This window comes from Ureaplasma rhincodontis, from assembly GCF_057537535.1.
The window spans coordinates 409713-427637 of record NZ_BAAKAX010000001.1 but is presented as its reverse complement, the minus strand read 5'-3'; the positions used below and the strand labels follow the sequence as shown (position 1 = coordinate 427637).

At 31.6% G+C, this 17925-nt stretch carries 8 protein-coding genes and 2 rRNA genes; all 10 read right to left on the bottom strand.

Annotation, left to right across the window (positions count from 1 at the left end; all coding sequences use genetic code 4):
• Nucleotides 1-2687: ribosomal RNA gene (locus AC27EK_RS01900) — 23S ribosomal RNA — on the bottom strand; the annotation flags it as partial.
• Nucleotides 2688-3003: 316 nt separating this feature from the next.
• A 16S ribosomal RNA gene (locus tag AC27EK_RS01895) occupies nt 3004-4516 on the bottom strand.
• 319 nt (nt 4517-4835) lie between these two features.
• Nucleotides 4836-5417 (bottom strand): hypothetical protein, encoded by a 582-nt coding sequence (locus AC27EK_RS01890; protein WP_487231665.1) that lies wholly within the window; start codon nt 5415-5417, stop codon nt 4836-4838.
• A complete protein-coding gene (locus AC27EK_RS01885; RefSeq protein ID WP_487231664.1) occupies nt 5402-7942 on the bottom strand; it encodes an ATP-binding cassette domain-containing protein in 2541 nt (846 codons plus the stop codon). The genes AC27EK_RS01890 and AC27EK_RS01885 overlap by 16 nt, the downstream gene beginning before the upstream one ends.
• Before the next feature lie 14 nt (nt 7943-7956).
• Nucleotides 7957-9171, bottom strand: a complete 1215-nt coding sequence (locus tag AC27EK_RS01880) for an ABC transporter ATP-binding protein (RefSeq protein ID WP_487231663.1) — start codon at nt 9169-9171, stop codon at nt 7957-7959.
• An 8-nt stretch (nt 9172-9179) separates the two neighbouring features.
• A complete protein-coding gene (locus AC27EK_RS01875; RefSeq protein ID WP_487231662.1) occupies nt 9180-11468 on the bottom strand; it encodes an ABC transporter permease subunit in 2289 nt (762 codons plus the stop codon).
• A gap of 15 nt (nt 11469-11483) precedes the next feature.
• The gene (locus AC27EK_RS01870) at nt 11484-14408 is read right to left on the bottom strand and encodes an MG321/MPN456 family lipoprotein (protein WP_487231661.1); all 2925 of its coding nucleotides are present in this window, start codon (nt 14406-14408) and stop codon (nt 11484-11486) included.
• A gap of 14 nt (nt 14409-14422) precedes the next feature.
• Nucleotides 14423-15034: a hypothetical protein gene (locus tag AC27EK_RS01865; protein ID WP_487231660.1), complete on the bottom strand. Its 612-nt coding sequence runs from the start codon at nt 15032-15034 to the stop codon at nt 14423-14425.
• Complete coding sequence (gene rsmG, locus AC27EK_RS01860; RefSeq protein ID WP_487231659.1) at nt 15035-15754, bottom strand: 16S rRNA (guanine(527)-N(7))-methyltransferase RsmG; 720 nt, start codon at nt 15752-15754, stop codon at nt 15035-15037.
• Between the two features lie 140 nt (nt 15755-15894).
• On the bottom strand, nt 15895-17925 hold the full coding sequence (locus AC27EK_RS01855; protein ID WP_487231658.1) for an MPN338 family protein: 2031 nt from the start codon (nt 17923-17925) through the stop codon (nt 15895-15897).

Genomic DNA, 17925 nt, shown 5'->3' with positions numbered 1-17925 from the left:
TGTCTCCATTCCGGTCCTCTCGTACTAGGAACAGAACTCTTCAATCTTCCTACGGGCATGACAGATAGGGACCAACCTGTCTCACGACGGTTTGAACCCAACTCACGTATCTCTTTAATCGGCGAACAGTCGAACCCTTGGAACCTTCTCCAGCTCCAGGATGAGATGAGTCGACATCGAGGTGCCAAACAGTGCCGTCGATATGAACTCTTGGGCACTATCAGCCTGTTATCCCCAGAGTAGCTTTTATCCGTTGAGCGATGGCCATTCCATTCTGAACCACCGGATCACTATGACCTAATTTCTTACCTGTTCGACTTGTAAGTCTCACAGTCAAGCACCCTTATACCATTACACTCTAAACACGATTTCCAACCGTGCTGAGGGTACCGTTGCGCGCCTCCGTTACCTTTTGGGAGGCGACCGCCCCAGTCAAACTGCCCACCTAACACTGTCCCCCAGCCGGTTTCACGGCTGCAGGTTAGAAGAATTTGAATGCAAGGGTAGTATTCCAGAGATGACTCCATGTAATCTAGCGACTACACTTCAAAGTCTCCTACCTATGCTCTACAAACAAACAAATGCTTCAATATTAAGCTACAGTAAAGCTTCATGGGGTCTTTCCGTCCAATCACGCCAAGAGGGCGTCTTCACCCTCACCAGGATTTCACCGAGTCTATAGTTGAGACAGTCAAGAGATGGTTACACCATTCAAGCGGGACGGAATTTACCCGACAAGGAATTTCGCTACCTTAGGACCGTTATAGTTACGGCCGCCATTCACTGGGGCTTCAGTTAAAAGCTTCGCTTACGCTAACATTCTTCTTTAACCTTACAGCATTGGGCAGGTGTCACCCCATATACATCGTCTTACGACTTAGCATAGAGCTGTGTTTTTGTTAAACAGTCCCCCCTCGCTATTCACTGCGGCTCAATTTTTACGTTGAGCACTCCTTATTGCTAACTTACGGAGTCAATTTGCAGAGTTCCTTAACTATAGTTAACTCGCTAGCCTTGGTACATTTATACCTGACCACGTGTGTTCGTTCTCGGTACGGACAATCATTAAATTAACACTAGAAGCTTTTCTTGGAAGCATGATATATGCAACTTCGCTACTTGTCGAAACGTTCACTCGTACTCGTACCTTGTTGTATTCAAATGCGGATTTGCCAACATTTGCAACTTGATACTTAAACCGGAATCCAATAACCGGCTTGCATTAACCTTCTCCGTCACTCCATCATTTTAATGATTGGTACAGGAATATTAACCTGTTGTCCATCGACTACGCCTTTCGGCCTCGCCTTAGGTTCCGACTTACCCTGGGAGGACGAACCTGGCCCAGGAAACCTTAGTCAATCGGCTTGAAAGATTCTCACTTTCATACGTTACTCACGCCTGCATTCTCACTTGTATTCGGTCCAATAGTGCTCACGCTCTACCTTCGCCCCAAATACAACGCTCGTCTACCGCTCACATTAAAAAATGTGAACCCGTAATTTCGGTTATATGCTTAGCCCCGTTACATCTTCCGCGCAGAGAATCTCGACAAGTGAGCTGTTACGCACTCTTTAAACGGTGGCTGCTTCTAAGCCAACATCCTTGCTGTTTGTGATCCTCAACAACGTTTTCCACTTAGCATATATTAGGGACCTTAATTAACGGTCTGGGCTGTTTCCCTTGCGACTATGAAGCTTATCCCCCACAGTCTGACTGCCAGAGTAAATCAAATGGTATTCAGAGTTTAATTCTATTCAGTACACCGAGGTGGCGCCATCATAGATTCAGCGCTTTACCCCCATTTGATCATAATCTGACGCTATTCCTAAAAATATTTCGACGAGAACGAGCTATCACGGAATTCGATTGGAATTTCACCACTAACCACAGGTCATCCCCTGTCGTTTCAACGAAAGTGGGTTCGGTCCTCCAGTGAATGTTACTTCACCTTCAACCTGCCCATGGTTAGATCATCCCGTTTCGCGTCTATTACCACATACTAAATCGCCCTATTAAGACTCAGTTTCCTTACGGCTCCGCATCTACTGCTTAACCTTGCATGTAATAATAACTCGCAGGCTCATACTTCAAAAGGCACGCCATCACACATTAATGTGCTCTGACACCTTGTAAGCTTATGGTTTCAGGTTCTATTTCACTCCCATCTCTGGGTTCTTTTCACCGTTCCCTCACGGTACTATGCGCTATCGGTGACAAACTAGTATTTAGGCTTACCCAATGGTCTGGGCAGATTCCAACAGGATTTCACGTGTCCCGCCGTACTCAGGATCCTACTAAGTATGATTTAGATTTCGTGTACGGGATTTTCACCCTCTATGATATAGCTTCCCAACTATTTCCACTATCTAAATCAAGTCTATATTGTAGTCCTACAACCCCGGCAAAGCCGGTTTGGCCTGTTCCCCTTTCGCTCGCCGCTACTGAGGGAATCACTTCGTTTTCTTTTCCTCTGGCTACTGAGATGTTTCACTTCACCAGGTATCGCTTTATTAACCTATGAATTCAGTTAATAATAGTATATATCACTATATACTGGGTTTCCCCATTCGGAGATCTACGGATTACAGTTTCTTATCAACTACCCGTAGCTTATCGCAGATTTGCACGTCCTTCATCGCCTGTTTGTCCCAAGGCATTCACCATAAGCTCTTAATAACTTATAAATAAATCCTTATGTTACTATATTGTCTAAAATTTGCATTTTAGACTTGTATTATTTTTGTGATAAAGAATTGAATAAATCAATTCTTAATCGTGATTTAAAAATTAGAATAAATTCTAATTTTAAATCGGAAAGATTGATGATATTTAGTTTACAAAGAACTATCTCCTCATGAGATAAACTCATAAGGGAGAGATTAAATCTCTCAAAACTTAATAAAATCCGACCAAAATATATTATCCAGTGAGTGAATAAAAAATAAATTGGATTTTAATATTGTGTACACTTAAGTACGAAATTAATAAATAACTCCGAAGAAAGGAGGTGATCCATCCCCACGTTCTCGTAGGGATACCTTGTTACGACTTAACTCCAGTTACCGATCCTATCCTAGACGTCTGTCTCCTTGCGGTTAACATAACGGTTTTAGATATTACCAGCTCCCATAGTTTGACGGGCGGTGTGTACAAGACCCGAGAACGTATTCACCGCGACATGTCTGATTCGCGATTACTAGTGATTCCAACTTCATGAGGGCGAATTTCAGCCCTCAATCCGAACTGAGATTGACTTTATGTGATTAGCTCCACTTTACAGCTTGGCAACACTTTGTATCAACCATTGTAGCACGTTTGCAGCCCTAGATATAAGGGGCATGATGATTTGACGTCATCCCCACCTTCCTCTGCCTTGCGGCAGCAGTCTCGTTAGATAAAATAACTAACGACAGGGGTTGCGCTCGTTGCGGGACTTAACCCAACATCTCACGACACGAGCTGACGACAACCATGCACCACCTGTCATCCTGTTAGCCTCCACTATATTTCTATAGCTTTGCAGGAGATGTCAAACCTAGGTAAGGTTCTACGTGTATCGTCAAATTAAGCAACATGCTCCACCACTTGTGCGGGTCCCCGTCAATTCCGTTTGAGTTTCATTCTTGCGAATGTACTACCCAGGCAGATTATTTAATGCGTTAGCTTCGATACCGACACTTTAGTGCCAACATCTAATAATCATCGTTTACGGTGTGGACTACTAGGGTATCTAATCCTATTCGCTCCCCACACTTTCAAGCCTAAGCGTCAGTGATAGTCTAAGTTCTCGCCTTCGCCTCTGGTGTTCTTCCATATATCTACGCATTCCACCGCTCCACATGGAATTCCAGAACTCCCTACTACACTCTAGATCTACAGTTTTTGATACAAACACTCGTTAAGCAAGTGTCTTTCATACCAAACTTGTAAATCCGCCCGCGCTTGTTTTACGCCCAGTAAATCCGGATAACGCTTGCATCCTATGTATTACCGCGGCTGCTGGCACATAGTTAGCCGATACTTATTCAAATGGTACAGTCAAACACAAATCATTTCCTATTCATGTGATTCTTCCCAAATAAAAGAATTTTACGATCTATAAGACCTTCGTCATTCACGCGGCATTGCTCCATCAGGCTTTCGCCCATTGTGAAAAATTCCCTACTGCTGCCTCCCGTAGGAGTATGGGCCGTGTCTCAGTCCCATTGTGGCTGTTCTACCTCTCAGTACAGCTAAACATCATTGACTTGGTAAGCCATTATCTTACCAACTATCTAATATTCCGCACCCTCATCCATTGGCGGTCCATACGGACCTTTCAATATGTTCTCATGCGATAGTCATATTGATATTCGGTATTAGCTAATCTTTCGACTAGTTATCCCCAACCAAAGGGTAGATTGGATACGTGTTACTCACCCGTTCACCACTAAGTATAAATACTTCGTTCGATTTGCATGTATTAGGCATGCCGCCAGCGTTAATCCTGAGCCAGGATCAAACTCTCAAAAAATTGACGGATTTTATTAAGTTTTGAAAGAACAATCTGTGAGTTGGATTTCAACTACACCTAATAAGTATATAACAAAAGTTAAAAAACGCTTAACTTATTTTAAATTATTTTAATAAGTCAAGAAAATCAGTAAATTTAAGAACAAAATAGACAATATTTTGCTGCTGATTTTAATTAAGTATATGTATTTTTTGGATTATTCAAAAAACATGAATAATATTGGTTAGTTGTCAATCTTGACACTCACAAATTAATATTAACCTGAAAATGTATATTTGTGGTTATAAAGATATTAAAAAACGCAAGAAAAAATCATGAATTATACATTAACTGCATAATCCATGATAAGCATGATTATTATACTGATCCCAAATAAAGAACCATAAGTTATTCAACTTATAATAAATCATTTTTTTGTATGTTTTTTTCTTATCTTTGTAAACTCTTCTCATTCTTGAAGATTTTCAACATCATCAATGGCAGATTCAATAACTTTATATTTTATTTTTCTTTTAATATCAGCCAACCTTACAGTTCTTCCAAATTTTAACATTCCGAATCTAACACTAGATAAGAAGTCAAACCTTCCAAGGGTTCAAAAAACTATTAAAGAAAGAGCTGCGCCTGTTAAATAAAATAAGTTTCAATATCAATTGAGTTTTAAATAAAGTTCTCCACCATGAGAGTATGAAGGGCGAATGGTCATAACAAGAATAATTCCTATTACTAATGCAATCATAATTACAATAAATGGAATCATTCCATTAGGATATCTTTTGTCATAATTATCTGCATTAGCATTATTTTTGTTTTTCTTGCTTTTGTTTTTTAAAGTATTTCATTTTGATCTACTTCCATAACCTGTTTTCATCCCAGATCATGAATCTACTGGTTTTTTCATTTTTTAAGTTGACTTTCGGTTCCAAAAACTTGATGTTCCATTTCTGATTCTATATCATAATAAATTGGTTTATTTGTTTCTGAATAAGAATCAGAATAGTTTTCAAGTTGACTAAAAGCAGAAAGATTCACATGTATTTTAGAAAGCTGAGGCGCTGCCTTTATTAAAGATATAGTATATGGATGAACTGGATTACTAAATATTTCATTGGTGTTACCTTTTTCAACAACTCTACCATTATGCATAATAATCATTCTATTGCAAGCATAATGAACCATTGACAAATCATGTGCAATGAATAAAAACGTAATATTTTTTTCTTCAGCAAGATTTTTCATAATATTAATAACTTGAGCTTGAACAGAAACATCAAGAGCACTAATAGGTTCATCAGCGATTATTAATTTAGGGTTATTAATTAAAGCTCTTGCAATAACTATTCTTTGTCTTTGACCACCAGAAAATTCATGTGGATATCTATATGCATGTTCGGTTTTTAAACCAACTGATTTTAGAGATTCATAAACTTTTTGTTTAATTAAAACTTTCTTTAAGAATCTTTTGTTTAGAAGTAAAACAATTTTGTTCTCAGATCTTAACATTCTAGTTAATTGAACTTCGTCCATTATGTTGTCATATTCAAAATCTAAAGCTTTTAGATTTTTAAGTTTAACATCAACTTCTTTTGCAAAATAAGATTGAGATTCAAAACAAGTTTTTAATTTTTGAATTAAATTTAAATCAGTTTTTTCTTTTCAAGTTTTTTTAATTAATAAGAGTCTATATTTTTTAGTTATTAATGATAATTCTAATTTAAGTTTTTTAATAGATTTTTTGTTGTTGTTGATCTCTTCTTTTAAAACATCGATTTTCGGTTGATATTCTCAAAGGAATGTTTTTTCAAGTTCTTTATAAAATTCTCTACATTCTTCTAAAGCAATTTGATATTCTTTTTCTGCTTTATAGAATAATTCTTTTTTAATTTTATGTTCTTTTGTTGTTTTTCATTCTATGATTTTTTTTCTTTGTTTAATTAATTCGTTTTCAATTTCAATAATTTTGTCTTCGCATTTATCTTTTTGTGTTTGATATTCAGAGTTTATTTTTTCTGATTTTAAAACAAAAGAATTAATCAAAGATAACATTTCTTCAGAATTAAATTTATTTTTATTTTCAAATTCCGATTCTATAAAACTCATAGTAGATTCAATTTCAGAATTTATCTTTTCAAAGTTTTTATCTTTAATTTCAACATTAGAAATTATTTCTTTAATTTCTTCTTGAGAATTAATTTCTTTTAATTTTTCAGCAGTATTATTACTTATTAATTCTTTTTTAAGAAATTCTGAAATTTTGTTTTGTTTTTCTATTTCAAGATTTCTTAAAACTAATGTTTTATTAATTAAGTCTTTAGTTGTTTTTAAAATAATTTCTTCAAGCTTTTCTTTGCAAGAAATTATTTCATGATTCAATAAATATTTTTGTTTTGTAAGCAACTTGAAATTTTCAATAAATAATTCTGCTTTTAATATTTTGGCACTGATAACTAAATATTTAGTGAAGCTAGTTGCCTTGTTGCATTCTTGTTTTAAAGCATGTAAATCTGTTTTATAAGAAGAAAGAATTGATTTAGAAAATATTACATTATCTTCATTATATTTTTCAGAAAAATCAGATTTAAAATCATTGTAAACTTTTCTTTTATCGTTAAGTTTTTCTTCTAATTCAATTATTGAATCTGGCTTTTTATGAGTTTCACTTAAAAGTTTAAGTTTTTTATCAGCCTCTTGAAGTTTCAATTCTTGTTCATAAGCCTTGCCAGATTGATGCCTTGTTAAAATTTCATCATAAACGTTTTTGATTTTTTTTGAATAAGGATGAATTAAGTTAGTTAATTCTTTTATAACACTTTCAGAAGTTGAAAAAATTTCTGAAAAATCAAAATTAATAGTTTCTAAATTTTTTTGATCAATATTAAAGTTTTTAATATTTTTTAATAATGTTTTATATTCTTTCAAAACTTCAATATAGTAACTCTCATTAAATTCTTTAGTTAAATGAAAATCTTTTCTTTTATAAGAGAATTGATAATATGGATTAATAATATTGTGATTTTTAATAATTTCATTTGCTATTGAATTAATTTCTTTATTAATAATTAAAGGTTCAGAAATTAAATTCAAAACATTTTTCTTTGGATTTAAAGATGACATAGGATCTTGAAAGATCATTTGTACGTTTTTAGTTAATCATTTTTTGGTTTTTCTAGAAATTTTATCTTGTGAAATTATCTTGTCATCAAAAGTAATTGTTCCGCCATTAGCCTCTAACAATCTAATGATAACCTTACCAGTCGTTGATTTACCAGAACCTGATTCACCAATTATTCCAAAGAAATCTCCTTGCTTCACATCAAAAGATACATTATTAACAGCTTTGAATAACGTATTTTGTTTTTTGAAGTATTTATTAAGTTTGTCAACTTTTAAAATAATTTTATTTTCTGGTTTGTTCTCTAGACTCATAATTTACCTTTAATTTATTTAGAATCATCCATTTTATTAATAGATGCAAGAGCTATAGAAGATTTTTCTATAACTGATTTTGGTACTGATATTTCACTTTTATTATATTCAGATAACAATCAGGTTGCAGCTGAATGAGATTTTGAAATTTTGAACATTGGAGGTTCTACTTCAAAGTCAATTTTCAAAGCATATTTATTTCTAGGAGCGAATGCATCTCCTTTTGGTGGATTAAGCATATTGGGAGGGGTTCCTTCAATAGAAACTAATTCATCATCAGATTGAGCGTCTGGTATTGATGAAATCAATGCTCAAGTATATGGATGTTTTGATTGAGTAAATATTTCTTTTGTTGTTCCTCTTTCTACAATTTTACCTGCATACATAATGTATATGTAATCACAGAAGTTTGCAACCAAAGCGATATTATGACTGATGAATACAATAGATATCTTGAATTCATCTTTTAATTTTTTGATTAATTCTAAAACCTTTGCTTGAACCGTAACATCCAAAGCTGTTGTTGGTTCGTCAGCAATAATTAAGTCGGGTTTTGAAGCAATAGCAATAGCAATAACTATTCTTTGTCTCATACCACCACTAAATTCATGTGGGAATGATTTAATTTTCTTTTCAGGATCTGTAATACCAATAAAATCTAATATGGAAATTATTCTTTTATAAACAACTTCTTTGTTAATAGATTTTTTATAGTTTTCTTTTGCTTCTAACAATTCTCTTTTTTTAGATTCAATATCAGAAGAATTTAAATATTTTTTTTCAATATTATATTTTTCTCATTGATAATGTCTTTTTTCAACAGAAAAAATAGCTTCTGATATTTGTGATTCTATTCTTTTGGTTGGATTAAGAGACAACAAAGGATCTTGCGGAATATACGCAACTTTTGTTCCTCTTAAATATGGTCAATCATTTTTCTTAATTTCTCTAATATCAATATTAGATAAATTAAGTTTGTCGGCTGTTGTTTTTGCTCCGTCATTAAAACCTATAACAGATTTAACAGAAACAGATTTACCAGAACCTGATTCGCCAACAAGACCAACAATTTCGTTTTTCTTAACTTTAAAATCTATTCCACGAACAGCCTTTAAAACACCAGATTTAGTTTTGAAACTAACATTTAAATTAACAATATCTAATAATGTGTCTTCATCAAGTTTTTTATCTAAATCTTCAATAAAAACCTTCTTTTTGAAAAAGTTCATTCTTACTCCTAGTTCACTATTCTTGGATCAATAGAATCATTTAAATTATTAGCCATCAATTGTGATGATAACGTAATTAAACAAATCATTAATGTTGGCCCTACCAATAAGTAGGGTAGATTTTCTTTTCATGCAGTATCGATCATAGAACCAATAGAAACATCAATTGAACTACTTAAACCTAAGAATACCAATGATGATTCAAAGAAAATAATTGCCGGAATGTTGTTTACAAACACAACAGCTAGTCTACCTAAAACATTAGGTAAAAGATGACTTGTTAAAATTCTTATTTTTGAAGCCCCTAGAGTTTGTGCAGCATAAACAAATTCTGCATCTTTAATTTTAAGAACATATGTTCTTGTAATAATAGCAGCGCTCATTCAAGTTGTAACTATAAGAGCAAAAGCTATCGTAAATATATTTGTAGTTCCTGTTGATATTGCCATAGATAAAATCAACACTCAAATAATCAATGGAACACCATTAAGAATTTCAACAATTCTCATCATTATGTTATCGATTCATTTACCAATAAACATACCTGAAATGGCACCATAAATAGCACCGATAAGAACAGCACCTAACGAAGCCAGAACTGACAGCGTTAATGATTTAGCAGTTGCGTATCATAGCATATTTCATCAATTTCTACCAATACCATCTGTTCCCATGAATGGGAATGAATGTTTTAAACCAGGAAGAACATAAGGATTGAAATCTTTAACAACTCATGAGGCTCCTATTTCATTAGCAGAAGAATAAAGACCCGGATATTTTAGATGAAGTTCTTCTAAAAGATGAAATGTTTGATTATCAACAACTTTTTCTGCAACTATACCAGTGATGCCCAATCCTGGAATTCTTGGCGGTAAGTATGAAACTAATCCCGGGAAGTTTCCAGCACCTAATGATTCATTAATCGAATTTGGTGAAATCAGTGGAACAATAATTGAAAATAGAATTATTCCCATTAAAAGAATAGAAAAAATTACAGATGTTTTAGATTTACAAAATCTTGTAAATACGTCTTTTCAATAATTAGAAGGTTTTCCAACGATTTGTTCGTTGTTGTTTCCAGCGTTTTTAGATTTTACAAATAATTTTTCACTAAAGTAATTATTTGTTAAATAAGCAACATTAGTTGGTTTTGCAAATTCGATATTTGGATTAATTTGAGTTCTTGCAAAATTAATTTCTTTCTTAGTTGGAAGATCAACTTTGTTGTCTATTATTTCTTCTTTAACATCAAAATTAATTGAGTTAAAGTTAAAGTTATTTAAATAATAATCATTGCTTAAAACTTCTTGTTTATTTATGTTTCTCAATCTAAGTGAATTAACAGTTTTAATAATTGAATTTTTATTTTTTGAAGAAATGACAATTCTTGGATCAATTATTGTATACAATACATCAGCCACAATATGTAATGAAAAATATAATGAAGCATAAAATAATGAAGCAAATAAAACTATATATGTTTCTTTCTGTTGAACAGCATTAACTATAACTGAAGAAACCCCAGGTACAGCAAAGAATCTTTCTACAATAATAGAACCAGACATTACCCCAACAAAACTAGGCAATAATATCGCAACAATAGGAATAGAAGCATTTCTTAAAGCATGAGTCAAAATAATTTTTTTAAATGAAACACCTTTTGACAAAGCTGTTTTAATGTAGTCTTGCTTAAAGACTTCCACAAGTTCGTTTCTTGTGTAATATAAAACACCACTAATAGAAGCAAGGGTCATTGCTAATACTGGCATTATTAAAGATGTGAACATCTTTAAAGAAGAGCCAGACGCATCAAACTGTGTTGGCAGCCCCAAAATACCTGATAAATTAGCAAGTAGCAAGGCAAAAATAAATGATGGTATAGAAACAAATAGCACAGCAATTAAATTTATTAAACTGTCTACTCATTTTCCCCTATAGTAAGCAGAAATAATTCCTAAACCAACACCAATTATAGAACTCAAAACAAAAGCCGGTCCTGAGATCATCATTGAATATTGCATCGGTTGTATGAATTTTTCTACAACAGTTTCAGAAGAGTTATAAACTTTTCCAAACTGTCCGTGGAATAACCCTTCAATGAATTTACCAAATTGAACAACTGGATTTGCAAGCAAACCCTCAGCTCCCAACCTTTCTAAGTATTGAGCATCAGTTCAGTTTTGTTGACGTTGAAGAGAATATCCAGGAATAGCTTGCATCAAGAAGAATACCAAAACCATTAGAACAATTAATGCTATAACGGCTAAAATTATTCTTCGAAGAATATATCTAAGCATATTTTTCCTTTCTTATTACTTGTTATTTTCAATTTTTAGTTTTCTATTATTTATATATTGATTTCATGTTCATTGAACAGAACCACCAAGTCTTTCGCCAAGTGGTTTATCTTTTTGACCAACCTTGTAAGCGGCAATACTTCAATAAGTTCATCTTGAATCTGTTGAAGCATTGTCTGGTTTAATAGGGAAAGTCCCAAAAGGCAAGAATGAGTTTTGCATAACTTGTGTCTCGCCCGGATTTTGGATAGATGTTAATGAATATCAATTAATTAAATTAGCAATCGCTTCTCTAAGAATAGCACTTGATCTATCTAATATAGGAATATCAGGTTTATTAGGAGTATAGAAGTTTTTTGCAATTAAATCAACATATGGTTGACCGATTCTTGATTTTGGTTGTAAATGATAACCACTTTTTAAAGTTGTGTTACCATATTTATCAGTTCCAAGAATGCCCGATGGATTTTTTATAATTTTTCCAGCGCTGTTTTTAACTATATATTGTCCTGTTGTCGAGTTTTTTTCATATATGTTTAAATTAAAAGGCATTAAATCAGATCTAGACAATTTAATAATACTTGGTTGATAAATATCTTTTTTAAATCTAGAATTTGGAGAAAAAACATTAGCCATTTCTGATTTTGGAATTTCAGTCTGATCTAAATCACCATATTTAAAAGCATTAAATGAAACCAAGTCTTGTTGGTCATTTCCATAAAGAGTTTCTATAGTTTCGAATTTTTTGTATTTTCTCGGAGTTGTAGTTGCAGAGGTTGTTGGTCAAGTGCCATTTAAATGATATGAAAGATAATCACTTCCTGTTTCATTATCAAAAGAATTAAAGAAATATTTATTAGCTTTAAATACAATTCTTTGCCTGTCAATAGAACTTATATAATAAGGTGCTGCTGAATATAGCGAATTCACAAAACCTTTTCTGTATGGTGTACCTGAACCATAAAACAAATCCATATTAGTTGAACCAACTGACATAGAATTACCATTCATTTGAGCAATAGAATCAAACTTTTGTTTATTTGTTATGTTTTGAACCAAATCGCTAAAATGAGGAATGGCTGAAAAATAAGCGTTTGTTAAAATGTCAGCAATTGTTTTTCCTGCAAGTTGTGGTTTGTGGAAGAAAATTCTAAACGATTTATTATCTTGTAAAGATGTATTAACGGCACTGTTTTCAGGACAATCCAAAGTGGCTTGCATATCTAAATTCGTTAAACCAACGAAATAACTATTAGAGTTAATGCCGGCCTTAATTGAACGATCATATGCTTGGAAACCAGCTAAATAATCGGCTGGAGATAAATATTGTAATTGACCTTGATTATTTTTGGCTTGTTGACCATCATAAGAAACTCAAGGGATTGCTCTAATTGGTAAATCAACTCAGCCACCACCATCTTGAATTTGACCATATTGAATAGAAGGGCTTATTTGTATTTGTTTGTCTCTACCAAAATCCGAATCTATGACACTTTCAAAATTTTTAAGATTAACGCTTGTGCCTTGTGAAACTAAAGATATTTTATATTCTGGAGCGCCTTTTGCACTTTCTTCTTCGTTGTAGAAATTACCATTTGAAGTTCAACTAAATAAAGGGCTGAAAACAGAATCAAAATATGTACTATTAGATGTTTGAGTAAATGCTGGATTTATTGGAGTAGTTGAAGATTCGAAAGGATTTCCTTTTGATCTTCATCTATAAGAGTTTTTTGTATAAACTTCTGGATTGTAATATCAATCTCTATAGTTAGTCGCCCCCAATTGAGATGTTGGTGTGTTTGCGCCGGCCTTAACCAAAAGATTAACTTTTGATCCTGGACCCTTTTGAGCAAACGGTATAGTTGGAATATATTTACTAATTCAATCGATGAATTCAACCACATTTGATGGTTTAAAATTTTGAATTCCGCCAGTAAAGTTTGGGAAGGTTCCACTTTTGTTTTGGGCGTCAGTCATTAATGTGCCGCCAACATCATTATTCCCTTGAAAAGCAACTCAAGCACTAACTCCATTTTGAATTGCGGTGTCAAACATATCTGGAGTAATAGAATCATTAATTAAAGTTTTGTCTCCATAGACAAATTTACCATCTCTAAGAGTGGCAACAAGTCCAGCGATTTCATTTGGAGTAATGAAGTGTCCGCTTGATTGTTGAGCTACTTTTGGAGCGCCTGGAATTTCTGGTGTATTGCTGTCAAATCATAATGGCACTTGAAAAACAAATGATTTATTCGTTGGTTCTCCATTTGGACCAACAATTCAAGATTTAACCGGAATAGTGATTTTTTGAAATTTTTCTTTCATAGATATCATTCATGGTGCTAAAGTGTTGCCCATTCTTCCACTTAGTAATTCTGCTAATGGACCTCACATATTAGGCACGTTGAAAGAAGTTGAGAACACATAACCCAATCAAGTTCCAAGGCCATTAAAATCAGGACTTCAATAAAATGAAACCATATCAGTATTACCTTGATAGAAACCAAGTTGTACGTTTTCAGGAGATCTTTGTAATAAAGTAAATGATAAATTTGGATTTATTTCTTTAAAGGCTTTATTCAATTGGTTAAAGTAATTAATGTCTCCAGGAGTTGGAGAACCATTTAGAGTTATAAATTGTAAATTTAATTTTGAGTTTTTAGGATGTTTTTTAGCATACGCTTTAAATACTTCAGCAACTTGGTTTTTTAATCCATCAATATAAGCTTGGTTTTGTTTGTATTCAATTAATTTTTTTTCTTCTTCTGGAGTTAAACTTTTTTTAGATTCAAGATTCTTTATAGCACCATTAAAGCTCATTAAGAATTCAGAACTAGCTTTTGGTGGACGTGGTTTAATGGCAATAGCCAGCATTAAACTACTTGGAATTATTACAGCTACTGTAGCTAAAATAGCAATTGATATTTTTTTAAAACGCATGGTTTCTCCTTTTTTTATTCTTTAGCAAAATCAAGTAATGACTTAAATGCTCTGCTTTTCTTTTGGACTGTTTCATTTTTTATAATTAACATATTTGGAAATATTACTTTTTTAATTTTTGATGTTAATGAACTAAACAGGATATCATTTTCTGTTGAGGGATTTTTGGTAAAGAAAATAAATTTTATGTTTTTATTAAATTCACTTTTCGAAATGATTGTATTAAGGAATTCAAAAATTAAATTTTCTGAATATTCTTCAATATCAACAAAAACAAAGGTATCTAAATTCTTGATATCTTTATATTTTCTTAAACTTTCAAAATTATTTTCAAGCACTAAAAACGAAAAGGTTTTATAAATGTGCATTATTTTTTCAGTTGTTGTTTTATAAACTTCATCTTCGATAGATTCAATATAATTAATAGACTTACAAATAAATTTATTAGTTTTATAAATTTTAGGTTTTTTTAATTTAAGGATTTGCTCAATCTCTTTTGTTTTGTCTGATTTAGCAAATTCTGAAATTATTAAAACTGAACTTATTTTCAAAAAATCTTTTGAAAAATTAAAAACAAATTCGGTCAAAGCTTTGTTTTTGTAACTGTTAACAAAATTAATAATCATCTATAATTTATCTTTTAAAATATAAGATCACTTACGAGGATAATTCTCAGGGGTCTTTTGGTTTTTTTTAAAAAAGAAAACATGATTCTCTTTTTTTAAAAACTCATATTCATTAGTTTTAATTAAATCTAAATGAAGTTTATTAATAGCGCTATTAGCATTTGCTAATTCAGCATGAGCCTTTTGTGATTTAGGTTCAATAAGCATTCCACCAACTTTACAAAATTTAACAGATATTTCTATTATTTTATAAAGTTCAGATACTGCGCGAGAAGTAACGATATCATATTTTTCTTCATATTCACTAGCAACATCTTCAGCTCTGGCGTTAATAACATTTACATTATTAATATTTAATTCTTTTATTAAAGTATTCAAGAAATTTGTCTTCTTAGTATTTGAATCCATAACAGAAATATTTGAATTTTTAAATATTATAGCCAACAACACACCAGGTATGCCGCTACCAGAACCGATATCAAGAATATTGAAGGTTAGTTCTCTATTAAATATATCTTTATCACTAAAAGGTAGTAAAGATTCTAAAAAGTAATGATCATAAATTTTTTCATCATCCACAAGACGAGATAGATTTATTTTTTCATTTTCTCTTTGTACAACATTTTTATATTTATCAAACATTTCAAACTCTTCTTTTCCAACTCACGGGAAAAGATTTTGAACATTTTGTTGAAATTCTTTAATTAAAAAATGTTGCATAATCCCCAGCTTTCTTTCACGTTGATATATCTATTTTACTAAAAAATGAAAAATTTATGGGTTTTTTGTTTTGAAAAGTCCCTAAAATAGCACTTTTTTAATTTAAATATTCCCGATATTAAATAACATATAAATCGGTTTTAAAAATTTTGGTATGTTTTATTTCTTTGAAGATTTTTGATCTTTTTCTTGAATTTAAACAACTTGGTTGCTGTAACAACTAGTATACCAAACATTATAGAAGCTATGAAAGTAGCAACGCCAACAAAAGTATACACATATGAGTGTCCAACCTCTGTTACTGCTAAGTTTGGTAATATAGAAAACACACAAGCAATAAAATCAATTAATGAATTCAATAACGCAATAATGAAGGCTAAAATAATTCAATTTCTTTCGCCATCTTTTTTAGTTATTTCGTCTTCATTCTGAATTTTTGTACTTAATATTTCTAATGAATTTTTAAAATCATTTCTTTCATCAAGTTTTTTCACAATTTTTTTAATTTGTGGCAAACCATAGAAGTGATCATATCAGTCAAACTGTAAGTCTTCAAGATTTTGAATTGCATTTTTGAAAACTAAAGTTTTTTGTTTTTGTCTGATTTGACTAATCTTGCTCATGGCAGATTCAATACTATTTTTTTCAGAGATTTTAGATTGCAAATAAATTTCTGCTCAGAAATAATTATTATAAAGTCTTCTATTTTCATCTCTAACAACAAGAGTTTTTTCGCCTTCTCTTTCAAGATAAAGGGGGTCATTGTTTTTTAATATCAATATAGTTTCAGAAGTAATAAATGAAGCAAAATCATAGTTCATTTCACATATAGCTTCATCTATATCTTCTAAAATAGCACTAGATATATTTATGTCTTGGTTTGAATTAATGCTGTTTCATAAATGTTTGTATTCAATTAAATGAGGATTATTAATACTCAAACTATAGATTTCAGGGAAAATCAACATCAAGAAAAATGTTTTGAATTTTCAATCTTCTAAGAAATTATCTTTATCAAGTATTTTAACTTTTTGTTCTGGAATAACTTCAAAAGTGGAAATGAATTCACCAAGAAAAACGTTTCTTTGATCTGAAATGTTGAACTTGCTCAATAAATTGATCAAGTCATTGGCATCTTTAACTTTATTAATTGCCTTATTAGATAAATCAGTTCTTCTAGTTTGTGCTTCTTTCAAGAACAAACTTAAAGCTTTAAAATCACCCTCATAGTTTTGATCGCCATTGTCTTTCAAAACTGTTGGTTTACTTAATAAAGATAATATAAGTTCAGGTTTTTCAGAAGTAAAGTAATTATTAATTTCTTGAAGAATATAAAGCATGATTAATGAAAGAATTAAAATTGAATAAAAACTTTTGTTTTCAAACTCTTTTCTTTCTGCTGCGCTCATTTTCTTGAATTTAATAAACTTCTTGTCGATGAATCTAATTCAATTATGTTTCAATTCTTGAATAGTTATTTGATCGGCGTCAATAATATCTACTAATTCATTATCATTTTCTACATTATTAATATCTGATATTAAATAAAGAATATTTTCTAAAGTCATCGGATACAATTGTGATTTTCAAAATTTGTTTATAAGTTTAAGAACATAAACTTTCTCAACGGCTTCTTCAAAATCTTGTGCACCTGTAACATTGCCAGAGTTTAAAGAAAAACCACCTGAGATTCTATTTGTTTCATGATCTAAATAAAAGCCTAATTGAATTTGTTCAACAAACTCGAATAAATAAGAGTTTTCATCTACATTAATTGCATATGAGAAACGTCTATCTTCGTGAACATCACCTATAATTTCTAAATCAGAAAAATTACTCTTTGTTTTTATATATAAAGGTTGTTTTAATTCATCTGTTCCAACTCTCGAAAATAATTCGGCTGTTTTAGAACCAGTTAAAGAAACTATCTTCAATAATGATGAATTAATCATTCTAAGAATTTTTTCTGGTTTTCTAAGGTTTTCTATTATTTTTAAAGCTTCAATATCTTCTTTATCAAATTCTTCTTCTATTTTAGGAAGAAACTTTTTAACAAAAACTGTGTTTTTGTTGTTTGACAATTCAGTAAAGAATTTTTCATTAACGTTTTTAATATAAAAAGGATATATAGTTCTTATTTTTAATCCTTTTAGAAATGTTTTTTTAGTCAT